Origin of the sequence: Desulfobotulus alkaliphilus, from assembly GCF_007830435.1 — a bacterium.
Classification (GTDB): domain Bacteria; phylum Desulfobacterota; class Desulfobacteria; order Desulfobacterales; family ASO4-4; genus Desulfobotulus; species Desulfobotulus alkaliphilus.
In genome coordinates this window covers 15,103-32,865 of sequence record NZ_VLLC01000016.1, presented here as the reverse complement: position 1 = coordinate 32,865, position 17,763 = coordinate 15,103, and the positions used below count along the sequence as shown (strand labels likewise).

The window sequence follows — 17,763 nt, the reverse complement described above, 5'->3', positions numbered from 1 at the left end:
GCGGCCCTTAAGGGCCTTTTATCCAAATGAAGGAATACTTCCATTCCCTGCCATCCCCCCAACAGGTGATCTTATGATAGGTATATCCAAACTTTACTGCGGCACAGTCGAACCTTCGGATGCTTTACGCTACGGACGCCATTCCGGCTCCCTTCCCTCTCATCTTCTGCAGTTTTCCGAAGACAAAAAACCCGTTGTGGTCTGGAACATGACCCGGCGCTGCAACCTCAAATGCGTTCATTGTTATGCCCATGCCAGGGATGAAGCCTTTGCCAATGAGCTGACTACCGAGGAAGGAAAAGCCCTGATCAGGGATCTTGCCGCCTTTGGTTCTCCGGTCATGCTCTTTTCCGGCGGAGAACCCCTGATGCGCAAGGACCTTCCGGAGCTGGCGGAATATGCCGTCTCCCAGGGTATGCGGGCGGTTATTTCCACCAACGGTACCCTGATCACAAAAGAAAAGGCCAGACGCTTAAAGGAAGTGGGGCTTTCCTATGTGGGCATCAGTCTGGATGGCATGGAAGCCGTCAACGACCACTTCAGGGGCGTGAAGGGCGCTTTTCAGGCCGCTCTGGACGGCATCCGTAACTGTCAGGAGGCAGGCATTAAAGTGGGGCTGCGCTTTACCATGAACAGACAGAACGTTGCCGAGATACCCGGCATTTTTGATCTCATGGAAGAAATGGACATCCCCAGAGTCTGCTTTTATCATCTGGTCTATGCAGGCCGCGGCTCAAAGCTTGTGGAAGATGATCTTTCCCATGAAGAAACACGCAAGGCTCTGGATCTCATTCTGGACCGGACACGGGATCTGCACGAAAGGGGCAAGCCCAAGGAAGTGCTGACCGTGGATAACCATGCGGACGGCCCCTACATTTATCTGCGCCTTTTACGGGAAGACCCGGCAAGGGCTGAAGAGGTAATGGAGCTTTTAAAGATGAACGAGGGCAACTCTTCCGGACGGGGCATCGGCTGCGTTTCCTGGAATGGAGAGGTACACGCAGATCAGTTCTGGCGTCACCACAGCTTCGGGAATATCAGAAAAACCCCCTTTTCCCAGATATGGTCCCAGCCCGAAGACCAGCTTCTCGCCCAGCTGAAACACAAAAAAGATTTTGTGACAGGGCGCTGTGCCAGCTGCAAATGGCTGGATATCTGCGGCGGCAACTTCCGGGTACGTGCCGAAGCCTTAACCGACGATGTATGGGCGCCGGATCCGGCCTGCTATCTTACGGATGAGGAAATCAGCCAGAGTATTTAAGCTCAAAAAACCTGCAAAAAATTATCTGATTACTTCAGAGTAGAAATCCGGCCGTCCTCCATGGAGGCGGCCCTTTTCTTCCTTAATAACAGAAATCTTCCGAACCCGTCAGCAAGGAGACTTCCATGCTTTTTCCCGATTCCCGGCCAAGACGCCTTCGTCAGAGTGCCATCATCCGCAGCATGGTACGTGAAACAAGCCTAAGCGTGAACAATCTGGTTCTCCCCCTCTTTGCCGTATCCGGCAAGGGCGTGAGCAACCCCATCAGTGCCCTTCCGGGGCAGGCCCAGCTTTCCTGTGACAATATCAGAAAAAAAACAAAGGAAGCCTGGGACTTAGGTATTCCCGCCGTCATTCTTTTCGGTGTTCCCGACAAAAAAGACCCCTTGGCCACCCAAGCCTATAAAAAAGACGGCATCGTCCAGCAGGCCATCAAGGCCGTCCGGGATGCCGTACCGGAAATGCTCGTCATTACCGATGTCTGTCTCTGTCAGTTCACGGATCACGGACACTGCGGCATTGTGGAAAAGGGTCGCATAGACAACGATGCCACCCTGGACCTGCTGGCCCGCACCGCCGTCAGCCATGCCAGTGCCGGTGCCCAGATGGTGGCTCCTTCGGACATGATGGACGGCCGGGTGGCTGAAATCCGTGAAGGCCTTGATCAGGAAGGATATACGGATGTTCCCATCATGAGCTATGCGGTAAAATATGCCTCCGCCTTTTACGGACCCTTCCGGGAAGCCGCAGGCAATGCACCGGAATTCGGCGATCGCAGAACCTATCAGATGGACCCCGCCAACAGCAGGGAAGCCATGCGGGAAGCCTCCATGGATGTGGAAGAAGGTGCCGACATCATCATGGTTAAACCTGCCCTCGCCTATCTGGATATCATCACCCGCCTGCGGGATGAACTGGATCTTCCCGTGGCCGCCTACAATGTGTCCGGCGAGTATGCCATGATCAAGGCTGCTGCCGAAAAAGGCTGGATCGACGGTGATGCTGCCATGATGGAAACCCTCTTATCCATTCGCAGGGCTGGTGCGGATATCATCCTCACCTACTTTGCCATGGAAGCGGCGCGTAAGCTCAGGGGCTGATTTTTATAAGGAAGGATAAGTATGCACGCAAATAACAGCCACCCCGGAACCACTCCCGGCAAACGGGATACCCTGCGCCTTGTGGCATGGGAAACCACCCGAAGCTGCAATCTGAACTGCATCCACTGCCGTGCGGCTGCAAGAAACGAACCCTACCCCGGAGAACTCAGCACGGAACAGGCCTTCGGGCTGATGGATGATATCCGTAAGCTGGGAGAGGTGATTGTCATTCTTACCGGTGGTGAACCCCTGCTGCGCAAGGATATTTTTGATATCGCAAAATATGGAACAAACCTTGGACTGCGCATGACCATGGCTCCCAACGGAACCCTCGTGACACCTGAAAATGCAGAGCGCATGGCAGATGCAGGCATCAAGCGTATTTCCATCAGTCTGGATGGTGCCACAAAGGAGGTGCATGATGCCTTCCGTGCCATGCCCGGTGCCTTTGAGGGTGCCATGCATGGGGTAGCCAATGCAAAAGCAGCAGGCATTGAGTTTCAGATCAACACCACAATCACCAAAAAAAATCTGCAAGAAATTCCTAAAATTCTCGACCTTGCGGTTTCCCTTGGTGCTGCGGCCCATCATATCTTTCTGCTGGTGCCCACAGGCCGTGGCAAGGAAATCGAAGAAACGGCCATTGATGCGGTGCAGTATGAAGAAACCCTCAACTGGTTCTATGATCAGCGGGACAAGGTACCCTTACAGCTCAAAGCCACCTGTGCCCCCCACTACTACAGGATTCTCCGCCAGAGGGCAAAGGCAGAAGGAAAAACCATTTCCCCTGCCACCCATGGGCTGGATGCCATGACCAGAGGATGCCTTGGGGGAATCGGCTTCTGCTTTGTCTCCCATGTGGGTGATGTACAGCCCTGCGGATTTCTGGAAACACCCTGCGGCAATGTGAAAGAAAATTCTTTTGTGGATATCTGGCAGAAATCCCCCCCCCTTTTACGGCTGAGGGACTATGACCAGCTCACGGGAAAATGCGGCCCCTGTGAGTACAGGGCCGTATGCGGGGGATGCCGGGCCAGAGCCTATGAGGCAACGGGAGATTTCATGGCAGAAGAGCCCCTCTGCCAGTATCAGCCCGGAGACATACGGAAAGGATAACCCTGCAGAGAATGATCTGATACGGCCCTGTTTTTTGCAGGCCCCCCCGTGGTTGCCCAAAACCGGGGCAGGCACAGGGGCCTGCCCCTACTAATGGTTTTTACGGCCCTGTTTTTGTAGGGGTACCCTTTACGGGTACCCGCAAACAAGCGTAAAATATGGTCATATAATTTCCATGATTAAGGTTCGTATGGCTGAAAGACAGTGGTAATCAGATTGTCTTTTACTGGAAGCAAGATACTGAAATTAAAAAACATTTTTTCAAAATAAAATGTGATGAATAATTGTTATCTTTCATCATAAGAAATCAGTTAATCTTTACCACCATAACCGCCGTTTCTTCCAAAGCCCGGACCAGCTTCATGCTGACATCGCCCAGGACAAATTCTTCTGCCTTGCTCATCTTTTTCCGCCCAATCACAACCATTTTATGGGGTGCTTTTTTAAAGTAAGCCATAATGCCGTCAGCCACGGTGGCAAAGGGACCGGATATGATATCCGCATAGATATTGTCAGGGTCCATCCCCCCTGCCACAAGGGTATCCCTTGACCACTGAATGGCCTTATCTCCCCTCTCGGGAAGGGATGCAACAAAACGGTACCCCATCAGCTCTTCACTGCCCGATGGTGTTCTGTTCACATAAAGCAGGGTGATCTTTGTTTTATCCGGTGAAAGGGCTAGTCCTGTTATATATTCCACAACAGCCCGGGAACTGGCCGCATCCGCCACAGGAATCAGAATGGAATTGATCACACTTCACCTCCTACAGGGAACGGAGAAACCCCTCAAGGTCCTCAATAATTTCATCGATAAATTCATAATAGACGCTCGTCCCCCTGGAAAAATGCAGGAGGATATCATTCAGCATACGGGGCAGATAGGGATAGAGCTTGCGAAGATTGATAAAACGGCTGGCATCCAGAAGGGACATGTCCTCTTCCACAATCTTATCAAAAAAATCTCCGTAAAGTTCCCTTTCATGCCGGATCATATACAGCTCATGGAAACCCTTACCCACTGTGTAGATCAGGAGGTTCCCCAGACCAAAAAGATCCAGACTGAAGGGGTTTTCCGGCGCATCGTACTCATAATCAAAATCAATCCAGACATATTTGCCTGTACGGTTTTCGATCATGAGGTGGTCATTGCGGATATCCCCGTGGCGAAAGCCATTGATATGCAAAAAACGGATGGAACGGAAGGCTTCTAAGAGTTTTGCAAGAAGGCCGGGCATTATTTTTTCGTAATACACCCTGTGGGGCATCTGGAAATAATCGCCCATGGCCACATAAAAATTCTTACCACGGACAATATCCAGAATCCTGATATTATTCCCCATGGTATCCCGGAAAACCTCACCCTGCATGAAATCATCCCTGCCGCGGACAAGGTCCAGAATATCCCCTTCCTTATCCGGGTCACGGAAACAGCGTATGGGAACACCACCAATTTTTGTATGAAAGGTCTCAAGGAAAGAAAGCTTGATTATTTTCCGGTCACAGGTGGCATCCTCTATGACACGCTTCACCCAGTATTTGGGATCTTCCACACCAAAGCGACGCTCCATCTCATTGCCCGTTACCCGGAACCTCCGGCCACCGATCTCGATGATGTCACCGGATGTAATCTCAAAAAAACCTGTGGTGTCCGTAACAACCCGCCCCCCTTTTTTCATAGGGCCAGACCCTGCATCATACGAAGGGGCAAGCTGCCCGCAGCTGCCTTCACCATTTCAAAAAAATTTCTCAGGCCTGTGTGTTCTATGCGTAAACCCAGATGGGCCGCAAGAACACAGAAGGAATCCTGATCATCTTCATGGAGAATCCATGGGTCACTGTGGTACATTTTCAAAAGCCCCAGCGTATGCTCATGGTACTTGATGGGCACGGAAAGCATGGACATAATTCCTTCAGCCATAGCCTCCTTAGGGTAGAGAACGCGTTCATCATTTTCGATATCCTGATAAAAAACAACCTTTCCGGAAAGGGCTTCCCTGTTCTTATTATCATCCACAATAATGGGCCCCTTGCTGAGGTAAGTCTCACTCAGTCCATGGCTGACAACGCGGAAAAGCTGGTTTTCCCTGTCATCATATAGAAAAATACTGCAGGCCTTGATATTAAATGCTTTGCATATACCTTCCACCAGATGATGGTTGAGAACCGTCAGGTCTTCATAGGTGGAAATGGCATGGCTGATGGCTTTAAATTCCCGGAGAGTGATCCGGGATGCAGGTTTCTGCTCCATGATTTTCCTCGCTTGGCTGAAGTTACAAATAAAATACTATGGGGGTGCCAGGAAAGATTTTAATCATACATTTGTACTGGAAAAATATTCTCTTGTTTAAAATTATAAACCATGATTTGCTGTCAGGTCAAACCATAATATACGGCACTGCACAAATGAAGAAGAATCAAAAAGGAGTCAGACATGGCAATCCATCGTTTTGAAAATGAAACCCCTTTTCTGGCAGAGACGGTATTTATTGCACCCGGCGCAACGGTCATCGGCGATGTTCACATGGCAGCAGGCAGTTCCCTCTGGTTTTCTGCGGTGATCCGGGGTGATACCGCCCCCATTCGGATTGATGAAAACACCAACATTCAGGATCTCTGCATGCTCCATGCCGATCCCGGCTTTCCCCTGACCCTTGGTAAAAACATCACAGCAGGTCACAGGGCCATCCTCCACGGCTGCACCGTGGAAGATGACTGCCTTATCGGTATGGGTGCCGTTGTCATGAACAGTGCCGTGATAGGCAGGGGCAGCATTGTGGCCGCAGGAGCCGTGGTGCTTGAAAATACGGTCGTGCCACCCTTCAGCCTCATCGCGGGTATGCCTGCAAAGGTGGTTAAAACCTTTAAAGAGGATATCATTGAAGTGATCCGGGAATCCGCAAAACACTATTGTGAGAAGGCCGCATCCTACAGGAATCCGGAAAAATTTGAATAAAATTATCATTTGAAGTACCTTCTGGGCAACGGAATGCCTCAGAAGGTACAGCAGCATCAGTGAAACCAGTGCAAAGCCATCCCTGTTCGGAAAGCGGACTGCCCCCAGCGTTCTTCATGCATGGTCTCAAATCCGAGATGCCAGTTCCGGCCCAACCGCACACTTCCTTCGAGACCTGCCGCCGCAGCATAGCTCTGATGTCCTGCCCCAAAGCCGCCGCCTTCAGCAAAGGCCTGCCATTTGCTGTGCTCAAAGAGCCTGAAAATCCAACCGGCCCGCACAACCCCTCCCAGAGAATATCCGTCATCCAGCCCGGAACCTGCAAAAAAACGGGGCAGAGCCATAAAATAAGAAAGCCCATACTGGCCTCCTCCCCAGGCAAATCCCGCTCCCCCGGAAATCCTGAGAAGCCTTCCCCTGCCTTCCCCCGGAACACCTTCCAGCCCGATACCTGCCGCCCAGGAAAGGGGGGTAAAAAAACGATCCCTCGGAGACAAAGACATGATATCAATGGCATCAAAACGGTCCAGCTGAATGCCTTCACCCTCAGGCCCAATACGAAGTGAAGTCTCACCAAATACAATACGGATACCATCACTTTCAGGGTAATCCGGATCTGTGAGATCCGTAAAGGCTGGCCTGTAGATGAGAATTCCTGCTGTTTTGCCATCAGACACCTGTACCCCTGCACTCAATCTTGAAGAACCATGGAGCTTTTCAGGTCGCACAGGCTCCGGTACAGGTGGCAGGGCATCATCTGCAACGCCCAGACGACTGCGCACCCGCAGGGCCTGCAGCAGGGTTTTCTGATAATCATCCTGATCCATTTTCCTTTTTACAAAACGGTATCGTATACAGTCAATGACCGTATCCAGTATGCGGATGGCCCTCAGGGCTTCCATATCCAGAACGGTTTCCGACTGCTCCCTGCCTTCAAGGATATCCAGAGCCAGCTTCTGATCTTCAGAGGACAAATGGGAAAGCCTGTGACGAATAATGGTGGCCCGGCTGGGCCGGTATTCCGCCTCCACAATGAGCCCCGCTTTTTCCAAAACACGGATGGTATCCACAGGGATCACCCAGAGGGGAAAGGCATCGGTCAGGTTCAGACCCGGACGGGCCGCCTCCACAAGATACATAAGAGTGAAAGAACAGTTTTCATCGAAAAAATAATAGTCCGAATAGATTCCTTCCATTTCCCGGATATGCCTGACCATGGCATCAAGCTCATGGGACTCCAGATCCAGCCGGTATTCCCAGATATCCCTTTGATTGATTTCACCATACTCCTGAATTTTTTTATAGTAGGGAAGCACATTGAAGTACCCCGGATAAAAACCAAATATCCCCTTGAAAGCAAAAACAAATCCGTTGGTTTCCTGGGTAAAGGCCGAATAGTTCACGGCTTTATCCAGCATTCTTGAGGTATTATCCAGCCGCAGGGTCATCAGGGTATGTCCGAACATGGAAGCCGGACTGTTCATAAAATAGGTAGGAAAAACAACGCGTGCAGAGGTGGGGTGAATATCTTTAAGCTCTTCACAGACAGGTTCAGGGAAGAGTCCCGGTTCCGGCTGAAGCTGCTCATAAAGCCAATGATAGCGTGCAATATAGGGACAGATATTCTCAGCACTGCCGGAAAAAAGAAAGCGGATGGCCGCATTCATTTCTTCCTTTGGGTTTTTTCTGCCCACAGGAGAAATGAAAAAGGAAGGATCATCAATACGACTTTTCATCCCCATTCCCAGAGGCCTGTGATAATGATAGAGAACATGCCAATAACTGTGTTCGGCCAGTTTCATCTCTTCTGCTTGCAGAACCAGTGCCTCTACCTTCTCTTCGGCTGCAGCCCCGGAAAAACCAAAAATCAGAATCAAAAATAGAAACAACGGCAGAGGCATTTTTTTATTGTTCTGCAAAAGCGGATCCCCCAAAATAAAGATGCAAAAATCCGGCTTCCTCATTTTTTAGAAGGAATACCGGATTTTTTACTTCATGGAAGCCTGAAAAAATCAGATCTGTGCAAGAATATCCGTAATCTGATCCACAACCTGAGTACCTGCGACCTTACCATTCGGATAAATGGTATCAAAATTCATTTGCAGGGCAACAAAGAAATCAACTCTGCGACTTTCATCCACTTCAGCCAGTTCAGCCAGTGCGCCAAGGGTTTCTCCTTCACCCATGGCAATATCCACGGCAAGGGAATCCATGTTGTCTGCCACAAAACGATCCAGTTGCTCACGCTTGGCAAAATTGGCGGGTTTTTCACACCCAAGGGTGCCGGAAGTGATACCGAAAGTCTGGTTACCGGAGGTACCGTTGGTGGAAGTTGCCATAATTTCCCAGAGAAGGCCGTCTTTCTCTTCCAACAGCATGGAGCCGAGACCACATCCCACATTGTCCCTGTTAACGGCAAAAGCAGGGGCAGCTACAAACAGACCAATGAGAACTGCTGCAAAAAACTTTTTCACAAAAGACTCCTTCCATTTCAGTTTCAGGTTTTACAGGGACAAAAACGACTGTTCCCGTCCCCAACGACAACAAAGCAGATCTGCTGCAATCTTTAAAGGCACAAAAGCTGAACGACAAAAACGCATCACAAACAGCATTAACTGCGACACCTTTGCAAAACGGATCTTCCTCTTCCTGAACACTTCTGAAAATCATTATTTTTTTAACAGTATGAGATTCAAAAATCAACTGCAAAACAGACATACCTGAAAATGAAATATCAGGAAAAATCAAATCACTGGCCTTCAAAACGAAGGTAGCGATAAAGTTCAGCCTCCTTCCCCAGCACCCTTTCCTGCATCACCTGAAAATAAAGGGCCGGGTCCGGAATTTCTCCCAGCACCGCTGTGATGGCAGCCAGTTCCGCTGAACCCAGATACACTTTGGTATCATCGCCCATACGGTCCGGGAAATTCCTTGTGGAAGTGGAAAAGGCCGTGGTCCCTCTGGCAATACGGGCCTGATTGCCCATGCAGAGAGAACAGCCCGGCATTTCCATGCGGGCTCCGGTTCTGCCCAGCACATTGTAAACCCCCTCCCTGCGAAGGACTGCCTCATCCAGCCGGGTGGGCGGACACATCCAGAGACGGGCAGGGAGATCCTGCTTTCCTTCCAGCAGGGCCGCAGCAGCACGGAAATGGGCTATGTGGGTCATGCAGGAGCCGATAAAAACTTCCTGAACCTCTGTGCCCGCCACTTCAGAGAGCAGCCGTACATCATCGGGGTCATTGGGACAGGCAAGGATGGGTTCTGTCATGGTTTCAAGGTCAATCTCAATCACCGCCGCATACCCGGCATCCTTATCCGCCTCCAGCAGGAAAGGCGCCTCACACCAGAGGTCCATGGCATCGGCCCTGCGGAGCAGGGTCTCTGCGTCCGCATAGCCTTCGCTGGCAAGTCTGCGGAGAAGAAGGGCTGAAGAGCGCAGATACGCAGCCACCTTTTCGGGCTTAAGCCGGATACAGCTGCCTGCCGCAGAACGTTCCGCAGAAGCATCTGTCAGTTCAAAGGCTTCTTCCACTTCCAGATCCTCAAGCCCTTCAATTTCCAGTATCCGCCCGGAAAAAATATTCTTCTTCCCCGCCTTTTCCACCGTCAGCAGGCCCTTGCGGATTGCGGTCAGGGGAATGGCATTGACAAGATCCCTCAGGGTAATGCCCGGTTTTCTTTTCCCTTTAAAACGGACAAGCACGGATTCGGGAACATCCAGTGGCATGGTTCCCATGGCTGCGGCAAAGGCCACAAGGCCGGAACCTGCGGGAAAGCTCAGACCTACGGGAAAGCGGGTATGGGAGTCCCCACCCGTACCCAGGGTATCCGGAAGAAGCATGCGGTTGAGCCATGAGTGGATGACCCCGTCTCCGGGCTTCAGGGCAACCCCTCCCCTTTCGCTGATAAATTCCGGAAGGGTGTCGTGCATACGGATATCCACGGGCCTTGGATAGGCCGCCGTATGGCAGAAGCTCTGCATGACCAGATCCGCAGCAAAACGGAGGCAGGCCAGCTCCGTCAGCTCGTCCTTTGTCATGGGCCCTGTGGTATCCTGGGAACCCACGGTGGTCATAAGAGGTTCACAGTACATTCCGGGACGAACCCCTTCAAGACCACAGGCCTTTCCTATGATCTTCTGGGCCTGTGTATAGCCCTTGCCCGTATCTTCCGGCTGGGAGGGGCTGGCAAAGATGCCGGGGACCGACTCAAGGCGCAGGGCTTCTGCGGCCTTTGACTGTAATGCGCGGCCAACGATCAGGGGAATACGGCCACCTGCCCGGACCCCGTCCAGAAGTACGGATGTCTTCAGGGTGAAAGCGGTCAGCGTGTTTCCTTCCCCATCTTCAATGCGACCTTCATGGGGAAAGATACGGATGCGCTGTCCCATGGAAAGACGGCTCACATCGCACTCAATGGGAAGGGCCCCTGAATCTTCCAGTGTATTAAAAAAGATGGGGGCAATCTTGCTTCCCAGCACCACCCCGCCCTGCCGCTTGTTCGGAACAAAGGGAATATCTTCTCCGATATGCCAGAGCAGGGAGTTTGTGGCGGATTTTCTGGAAGAACCCGTTCCCACCACATCCCCTGCAAAGACAAGGGGCAGCCCCGAAGCCTTCAGTTCACGGATTTTTTCCAGGGGATTCTCCATACGGGACCGGAGCATGCTTAAGGCATGAAGGGGAATGTCCGGGCGGCTCCAGGCCTCTCCTGCCGGAGAAAAATCATCCGTATTGATCTCTCCGTCCACCTTGAAAACAATGCAGTCAATGGTATCGGGGACGACAGGTTTTCCGGTGAACCACTCCGCAGCAACCCAGGATTCCAGTACTCTTCGGGCCGCAGGCAGGGTTTCTGCAAGCTTTACAAGCTCATCAAAGACATCCAGTACCAGAAGGTTTCCGGAAAGTGCTCTGGCAGCCGCATCTCCCAAATCCCCGTGGGAAAGGAGACGCATCAGATGCCTGACATTGTATCCGCCCCGCATGGTTCCCAGAAGCCGAACAGCCTCAAGGGGGGGCAGCAGAGGAGAACTTTTTTTGCCCCCTGCAATATCCCCTAAAAAGTCCGCCTTGACTTCTGCCGCAGGGTCCACCCCCGGAGAAATACGGTTCTGCAGCAGGGAAAGCAGAAAATCCTCTTCCCCCGATGGCGGTGCAACAAGAAGCCCGCACAAAGCCCCGGCCTGAGCAGCATTGAGGGGCAGGGGCGGAAGACCTTCCCTTTCCCTCGCTGCCATATGGCTCCGGTATTCATCAATCATTGTCATTTTCCCATCCTTATTCATCCTGCAGTCCCCTGTTTCAGAACCTGGAATTAATGAACAGCCACACACTTAGATTCAATTTAAGACTGTAGCACCTTTTTGATCAGGGACTTTGTACTGAATCCGCCCTTCAGATTCAATCTCTTTTAAAAAACCATCCCGTGAAAAAACCCAAAACCTGCCAAAGGCCCGCTGGCATGCCTCTCCATGGGACAACTGGCGGGAAAATATGCCTTATTATATTTAAAAATCCCTGAAAGATGGCCCATCTACGGGTGCTGACCGGATTTCTGACCTTGACAAAAGCTTGGTTTCTTACTAATCAGGCATCGTACCAAGAAATGAATGGTTGCCCAGCGGGGCAACCTTGGATCGCAATCCATATATTATAACCCCCCTTAAGAACAAAGGAGTAGAACACATGTCCAATCTTGTAGCTCCCCATGGTGGAAAAGGCCTTACCTGCTGTCTTCTGGAAGGTGCTGAAAGAGAAGCCGAACTGAAAAAAGCCGAAGGCCTCAAAAAAATCACCATCACCCCCCGTGAAGAAGGTGACCTCATCATGATGGGTATCGGTGGTTTCTCCCCCCTTACCGGTTTCATGACCAAAGCTGACTGGAAAGGCGTATGCGAAAACTTCCTTCTGGCAGACGGTACCTTCTGGCCCATCCCCGTTACCCTTTCCGCAGACAAGGCCGATGCCGAAGCCATTAAAGATGGTGAAGAAATTGCTCTGGTTACGGCTGCCGGTGAAGTGATGGCTACCATGAAGGTTACCGAGAAATTCGAGATGACCGAAGCCAACAAGCGCTGGGAATGTGAGAAGGTATTCATGGGCGAAGGCACTGCCACCGCCGAAGAATTCTGGAAGATTGCCGAAGAAGATCACCCCGGTGTTCAGATGGTTATGGGTCAGAAAGACTTCAACCTTGCCGGTCCCGTGAAGGTTCTTTCCGAAGGCATCTACCCCGAGCGTTACAAAGGTGTTTACCTTTCCCCTGCCCAGGCCCGTGCCATCTTTGACGAGCGTGGATGGAGCGATGTTGCTGCCCTGCAGCTGCGTAACCCCATGCACCGTTCCCACGAATACCTTGCAAAAATTGCCGTGGAAGTTTGTGATGGCGTATTCATTCACTCCCTCGTGGGCAACCTGAAGCCCGGCGATATTCCTGCACGTGTTCGTGTTAAATGCATCGACACCCTGGTTGACAAGTACTTTGTAAAAGAAAACGTGGTACAGGGCGGCTATCCTCTGGATATGCGCTATGCCGGTCCCCGTGAAGGCCTGCTGCACGCAACCTTCCGCCAGAACTATGGCGTATCCCGCATGATCATCGGCCGTGACCACGCCGGTGTTGGCGACTTCTACGGCATGTTCGAAGCCCAGACCATCTTCGACAAAATCCCCTACCCCGCCGAAGAAGGCAAAGCTCTGAAAGTTACCCCGCTGAAGATTGACTGGACCTTCTACTGTGTCAAGTGTGACGGCATGGCCTCTCTGCGTACCTGCCCCCATGGCAAGGAAGACCGTGTTATCCTTTCCGGTACCATGCTGCGTAAGGGCCTTTCCGAAGGTGCTCCCATTGCCGATCACTTCGGCCGTGACGAAGTTCTCGACATCCTGCGTGAATACTATGCAGGCCTGACCGAAAAAGTAGAAATCAAAACCCACTCCGCTGCAACGGGTGCTGGCCAGTAAAAAAATTGCCGTCTCCGGACGGATGATTCAATGATGTAAATAAGGGGTGCGGAAATTCCGTACCCCTTTTCTTTCCTGCTTTAATCCGCTATATTCCTCCCTAAAGGACTGTTACAATATAAATGTCTTCAGTCTTCCCATGCTGTGACCATCTGTCAGTTGAGGATACACCATGTCTCGCAGAAGCCCCTTTGATCATTATACCCTTCAGCCTGTTCGGCTGGAACATCTGGAACAGTACAATGAGCTGCTCCGATATGTTTTTCAGGTCACAAGCCATGACCTTCAGGAAGTAGGCTACGAAAAGGGAGAACTGGTCCGGGCCAAAAGACCCATTCTCCGCAAAGCCGATGTCATTGGCTGGTTTGACGGGGAAAAACTGATTTCCCAGCTGGCCGTCTACCCCTGCGAGGTGAATATTCGGGGAAAGGTTTTCCCCATGGGCTACCTCACAGGCGTTGGCACCTATCCAGAATATGCCAGCATGGGACTGATGAATGAGCTTATGAAAAAAGGCCTTGAGATGATGCGGTCAAACGGACAGTGGATTTCCTACCTGTTCCCCTATTCCATTCCCTATTACAGAAAGAAGGGATGGGAAATCATATCCGACAAAATGTCTTTCAGCCTGAAAGACACCCAGCTTCCCCCAAGAACGAAGGTGGAAGGTTTTGTCAAAAGGAAGGCCCTGAACCACAAGGATATCATACGCACCTACGATCACTTTGCCCGCAAAACCCATGGCGCCCTGATACGCGATGAGCTGGCATGGGAAGAGTACTGGCGCTGGGAAAACGAGGAAGAGCACTTTGCAGCCTTGTACTATAATAAAAAAAAGGAACCTGCGGGCTGTCTTTTTTACAAAATTGCCGAAGACATTTTCCACATCAAGGAAATGTTCTACCTGAATCAGGAAGCAAGAAAAGGATTGTGGAATTATATTTCTGCGCACTTTTCCATGATCGAGGAGGTAAAGGGTTTTTCCTACAAGGATGAACCCATTGCTTTCCTGCTGGAAGACAGTGAAATAACAGAAACCATCCAGCCCTATATTATGGCACGCATCGTTGACCTTGAAAATTTTCTTTGTGCCTGTCCCTTTGCGAACCCGGCAGACAAGGATTTCCATTTCATTGTTGAAGATCCGGTACTGGAATGGAACCGGGGTATTTTCAGCCTTTCCTTTGACAGGGAAGAAAACCTGTCCGTGAGCAGAACCCCCAAAGGCCAGCCCGTTTGTCTGGATATCCAGACCCTCACCACCATGCTCATGGGATACAGGCGTCCCTCCTACCTTGCAAGCATTGAACGCCTCCAGACAGACCCGAAAACCCTGCGCATACTGGAGCAGCTCATTCCCCAGGCGACACCCTATTTTTCCGACTACTTTTAGGAGGATGATGGCATCTCGTTTTTATATTGAAAAACAGGGGGAATCTGCATAAACGTTTTCAGGCTATACTCTGCGTGGTCATTCTTGATACATGGGGCAGTCTTGAAACGATATTGCAGGGGCAGGCCCCGTGCCTGCCCATAAACTTCTGCTAATCAGAAACGAAACTATTCTATATTAACCCAGCGCACGGCCCACCACCTCACGGATATCCGGTGATAAATCCTTTTTAGAGTCAATGGCTTTCAAGGCCTTTTCCATGGCAGAGCGCCAGGGTTCCGCAAAGGTTTTCCATGGATTGAACACAGAGACCATGCGGGAGCCCACCTGAGGGTTTATGCTGTCCAGTTCCAGTACCCTCCGGGCCAGAAAATCATAAGGCGACCCGTCCTTCTGGTGAAAAAGGAAGGGATTGCCCGAACAGAAGGCTCCGATAAGCGCCCTGACCTTGTTGGGGTTTTTCATGGAAAATGCAGGATGCGCCATGAGTTCGCTCACCCTTTTCAGGGTATCCGGCCTGCGGGACAAAGCCTGCACCTGAAACCATTTATCCATCACAAGGGCATCTTTCTCAAACTGACGGGAAAAGGCATCAAGCATTTCCTCTGCTCTCTGATCGTCAAAGTGGACGGCAAGGCTTAAGGCTGCCATGCGGTCTGTCATGCAATGGGCTTTTTCCCATGCCCTGTAAACCGTCTCAAACCCCGTATCCGGCAGCCGGGAAAGCCAGAAAAGGGCCAGATTTTTCATTTTTCTCCGGGCCACATCCTCTGGCCTGAAAACATAATCTCCCGGAGTCTGAAAATTCTCAAAGGCCCTTTCCCATAAATCCTTCAGTTCAAAAGCGATACGGTCCAGCAGAAAATTCCGGACGCCATGGACTTCCGGAGGAGAAACGGGAATCCTTTCAGCAGCCAGCAGATGATAAAGTTCCATTTCCGTGGGCAGACTTAAAATTTCTGCGGCCAGGGCAGGATCCCTGTCTGCATTCTCCAGCACGGTTCCAAGGGCCGCGAGCAAGGCTTCGGGCAGATGCAGCTCCCGCTTTTCCCTGTAATCCTCCATGAGGCCCAGCAGGGTGCGATTGATCAGAATGCGCCCGGCCTCCCAGCGGTTAAAGGAATCCGTATCCATGGCAAGGAGCAGGGCAAGATCCTTATCCCCAAGCGCTGTTTTAAGGTGCACGGGAGCAGAAAACTCCCTCAAAAGGGAAGGTACAAGGCCTTCGCTGGCACCTTCAAAGGCAAAGATTTCCTCCTCAGACTCCAGGACCAGAAGAAAGGCATTTGCCTTTTCCCCCTTAAATTTCAGAAAGGCCTGCTCCCCTTTTTCCGTAAAAAAAGCCGTCTTGACAGGGAGGGTCATGGGCTTTTTACCGGACTGTCCCGGTGTGTCCGGCACCTCCTGCTTCAAGGTAAGATAAAGGATGGATTTTTCCTTATCCAGTTCTGTACTGGCATACAGTACGGGAGTGCCCGCCTGGGAATACCAGAGCCTGAACCGGGAAAGATCTTTTCCCGATGCGTCTTCCATGGCCGCCACAAAATCCTCGCATGTGACAGCCCTGCCATCGTGACGTTTGAAATAGAGATCCATGCCCCTGCGGAAACTTTCAGGCCCGATGATGGTATGGATCATGCGGATAACTTCCGCACCCTTGTCGTAAACCGTGGCCGTATAAAAATTGTTCATTTCCAGATACGCCTCCGGCCGGATGGGATGGGCCATGGGACCGGCATCTTCCGGAAACTGCCTTGCCCTGAGACTTCTCACATCCTGAATACGCTTAAGGGATCTGGACTGCATGTCTGAGGTAAACTCCTGATCCCGGAACACGGTAAGGCCTTCCTTGAGGGAAAGCTGGAACCAGTTTTTCACCGTGACCCGATTGCCGGTCCAGTTATGGAAATACTCATGGGCAATGACGCTTTCTATGCCCTCGAAATCCATATCCGTAGCCGTATCAGGCTTTGCCAGCACATACCTGCTGTTGAAAATATTGAGTCCCTTGTTTTCCATGGCACCCATGTTGAAATCATTGGTAGCCACAATCATGTACGTGGAAAGGTCATAGGAAAGGCCAAAAACCAGTTCATCCCAGTGCATGGCTTTTTTAAGGGACTTCATGGCATGGGCGCACTTATCCGCATTTTCATGCTCCGTATAAATCTCAAGGGAGACATCAAGGCCCTCTGCCGTATGAAAACGATCTTTTAAGCAGGCAAGATCCCCTGCCACCAGCGCAAAAAGATACGAGGGTTTGGGATAGGGATCTTCCCACACAAGGGCATGACGTCCTTCGTCCAGATCCTGCCTTTCCATGGGATTCCCGTTGGAGAGCAGGACGGGATATCGCTTTTTATCTGCTTCAATCCTTACCCGAAAGGGAGCCATGACATCGGGCCTGTCCGGATAAAAGGTAATTTTTCGGAAACCTTCGGCCTCGCACTGGGTGCATAGCATCTCCCCTGCACGGTAAAGCCCTTCCAGAGCCGTATTCTCATCCGGAAAAATCCGTACCCGGGTGAACAGGCTAAAGGCATCCGGCACATCAAAAAGCGTAAGACCCCGGCTGTCCTGCAAAAATTCCTTGGGGGAAAGCAGGCGTCCGTCAAGGCTGATTTCGAGAATTTCAAGGTCTTCTCCATGAAGAAAAAGGGGGCCTTTCTCCCCGGCGTCCGCTTTTCGGGAAAGCATCAGCCGGGTTCTCACCTCCACGGAACTTTCATGAATAGAGACATCCATACGGGTTTCACTGAGATCAAAATCCCAGGGCCGATAATCTTTAAGATAATGCATGGATGCAGTATCAGTCATCTTTCATCCTTTCAGTATCCGGTAGTAATGCTTAAAATAATGTAACTGTTCAGCACAGTTTTTCATATCATACCTGCAAGACAGATGCACAGGCTCCAGGCTATTTGCCCGTGACGCAATCTTATTCGGGAGCTTCTTGCCCTGTGCGGAAGCGG

At 51.1% G+C, this 17,763-nt stretch carries 13 protein-coding genes; 6 read left to right on the top strand and 7 right to left on the bottom strand.

From position 1 onward, the window contains the following. The first annotated feature begins 73 nt into the window (after positions 1 to 73). The 3 genes from ahbC (at position 74) to ahbD (ending at position 3,477) form a co-directional block, all read left to right on the top strand. Positions 74 to 1,261: a 12,18-didecarboxysiroheme deacetylase gene (gene ahbC / locus LZ24_RS10640; RefSeq protein ID WP_144685286.1), complete on the top strand. Its 1,188-nt coding sequence runs from the start codon at positions 74 to 76 to the stop codon at positions 1,259 to 1,261. Positions 1,262 to 1,386: 125 nt separating this feature from the next. Then, a complete protein-coding gene (hemB, locus tag LZ24_RS10635; RefSeq protein WP_144685285.1) occupies positions 1,387 to 2,361 on the top strand; it encodes a porphobilinogen synthase in 975 nt (324 codons plus the stop codon). Positions 2,362 to 2,382: 21 nt separating this feature from the next. Further along, on the top strand, positions 2,383 to 3,477 hold the full coding sequence (gene ahbD, locus LZ24_RS10630) for a heme b synthase (RefSeq protein ID WP_144685284.1): 1,095 nt from the start codon (positions 2,383 to 2,385) through the stop codon (positions 3,475 to 3,477). Between the two features lie 307 nt (positions 3,478 to 3,784). Here the strand turns inward: ahbD and LZ24_RS10625 are convergent, their stop codons facing one another. Genes LZ24_RS10625 through LZ24_RS10615 form a run of 3 tightly spaced genes read right to left on the bottom strand, consistent with a single transcriptional unit; the run spans position 3,785 to position 5,725 of the window. Continuing rightward, positions 3,785 to 4,231 (bottom strand): universal stress protein, encoded by a 447-nt coding sequence (locus tag LZ24_RS10625; protein ID WP_144685283.1) that lies wholly within the window; start codon positions 4,229 to 4,231, stop codon positions 3,785 to 3,787. Between the two features lie 10 nt (positions 4,232 to 4,241). Continuing rightward, positions 4,242 to 5,153: a protein kinase gene (locus LZ24_RS10620; RefSeq protein WP_144685282.1), complete on the bottom strand. Its 912-nt coding sequence runs from the start codon at positions 5,151 to 5,153 to the stop codon at positions 4,242 to 4,244. Then, positions 5,150 to 5,725 carry a GAF domain-containing protein gene (locus LZ24_RS10615; protein ID WP_144685281.1) on the bottom strand — a complete coding sequence of 192 codons (576 nt, stop codon included), beginning with the start codon at positions 5,723 to 5,725 and terminating at the stop codon, positions 5,150 to 5,152. The genes LZ24_RS10620 and LZ24_RS10615 overlap by 4 nt, the downstream gene beginning before the upstream one ends. Before the next feature lie 183 nt (positions 5,726 to 5,908). On the opposite strand from LZ24_RS10615, the gene LZ24_RS10610 reads away from it, so the two are divergent. After that, a complete protein-coding gene (locus LZ24_RS10610) occupies positions 5,909 to 6,430 on the top strand; it encodes a gamma carbonic anhydrase family protein (protein ID WP_144685280.1) in 522 nt (173 codons plus the stop codon). A 56-nt stretch (positions 6,431 to 6,486) separates the two neighbouring features. Here LZ24_RS10610 and LZ24_RS10605 read toward each other — a convergent pair whose 3' ends face one another. From LZ24_RS10605 to acnB, 3 genes are all read right to left on the bottom strand, one after another. Then, on the bottom strand, positions 6,487 to 8,232 hold the full coding sequence (locus tag LZ24_RS10605) for an Lnb N-terminal periplasmic domain-containing protein (protein WP_186443074.1): 1,746 nt from the start codon (positions 8,230 to 8,232) through the stop codon (positions 6,487 to 6,489). A 210-nt stretch (positions 8,233 to 8,442) separates the two neighbouring features. Further along, positions 8,443 to 8,904: a DUF3015 family protein gene (locus LZ24_RS10600; protein WP_144685278.1), complete on the bottom strand. Its 462-nt coding sequence runs from the start codon at positions 8,902 to 8,904 to the stop codon at positions 8,443 to 8,445. Positions 8,905 to 9,179: 275 nt separating this feature from the next. Continuing rightward, complete coding sequence (acnB, locus tag LZ24_RS10595; RefSeq protein ID WP_246118580.1) at positions 9,180 to 11,702, bottom strand: bifunctional aconitate hydratase 2/2-methylisocitrate dehydratase; 2,523 nt, start codon at positions 11,700 to 11,702, stop codon at positions 9,180 to 9,182. A gap of 418 nt (positions 11,703 to 12,120) precedes the next feature. Between acnB and sat the strand changes: the two genes are divergently transcribed. Further along, positions 12,121 to 13,398, top strand: a complete 1,278-nt coding sequence (sat, locus tag LZ24_RS10590) for a sulfate adenylyltransferase (protein ID WP_144685277.1) — start codon at positions 12,121 to 12,123, stop codon at positions 13,396 to 13,398. Between the two features lie 172 nt (positions 13,399 to 13,570). Continuing rightward, positions 13,571 to 14,791 (top strand): GNAT family N-acetyltransferase, encoded by a 1,221-nt coding sequence (locus LZ24_RS10585; protein WP_144685276.1) that lies wholly within the window; start codon positions 13,571 to 13,573, stop codon positions 14,789 to 14,791. A gap of 177 nt (positions 14,792 to 14,968) precedes the next feature. Here LZ24_RS10585 and pepN read toward each other — a convergent pair whose 3' ends face one another. After that, positions 14,969 to 17,608, bottom strand: coding sequence for an aminopeptidase N (gene pepN, locus LZ24_RS10580; RefSeq protein WP_222427609.1), 2,640 nt, complete (start codon positions 17,606 to 17,608; stop codon positions 14,969 to 14,971). Positions 17,609 to 17,763: the final 155 nt, after the last annotated feature.

Bases quoted from the DNA above. Each gene is read 5' to 3' on its own strand.
- ahbC (WP_144685286.1), top strand. From the start codon at position 74: ATGATAGGTATATCCAAACTTTACTGCGGCACAGTCGAACCTTCGGAT.
- sat (WP_144685277.1), top strand. From the start codon at position 12,121: ATGTCCAATCTTGTAGCTCCCCATGGTGGAAAAGGCCTTACCTGCTGT.
- pepN (WP_222427609.1), bottom strand. From the start codon at position 17,608: ATGACTGATACTGCATCCATGCATTATCTTAAAGATTATCGGCCCTGG.
- acnB (WP_246118580.1), bottom strand. From the start codon at position 11,702: ATGACAATGATTGATGAATACCGGAGCCATATGGCAGCGAGGGAAAGG.
- hemB (WP_144685285.1), top strand. From the start codon at position 1,387: ATGCTTTTTCCCGATTCCCGGCCAAGACGCCTTCGTCAGAGTGCCATC.
- LZ24_RS10620 (WP_144685282.1), bottom strand. From the start codon at position 5,153: ATGAAAAAAGGGGGGCGGGTTGTTACGGACACCACAGGTTTTTTTGAG.
- LZ24_RS10605 (WP_186443074.1), bottom strand. From the start codon at position 8,232: ATGAAACTGGCCGAACACAGTTATTGGCATGTTCTCTATCATTATCAC.
- LZ24_RS10615 (WP_144685281.1), bottom strand. From the start codon at position 5,725: ATGGAGCAGAAACCTGCATCCCGGATCACTCTCCGGGAATTTAAAGCC.
- LZ24_RS10585 (WP_144685276.1), top strand. From the start codon at position 13,571: ATGTCTCGCAGAAGCCCCTTTGATCATTATACCCTTCAGCCTGTTCGG.
- ahbD (WP_144685284.1), top strand. From the start codon at position 2,383: ATGCACGCAAATAACAGCCACCCCGGAACCACTCCCGGCAAACGGGAT.
- LZ24_RS10610 (WP_144685280.1), top strand. From the start codon at position 5,909: ATGGCAATCCATCGTTTTGAAAATGAAACCCCTTTTCTGGCAGAGACG.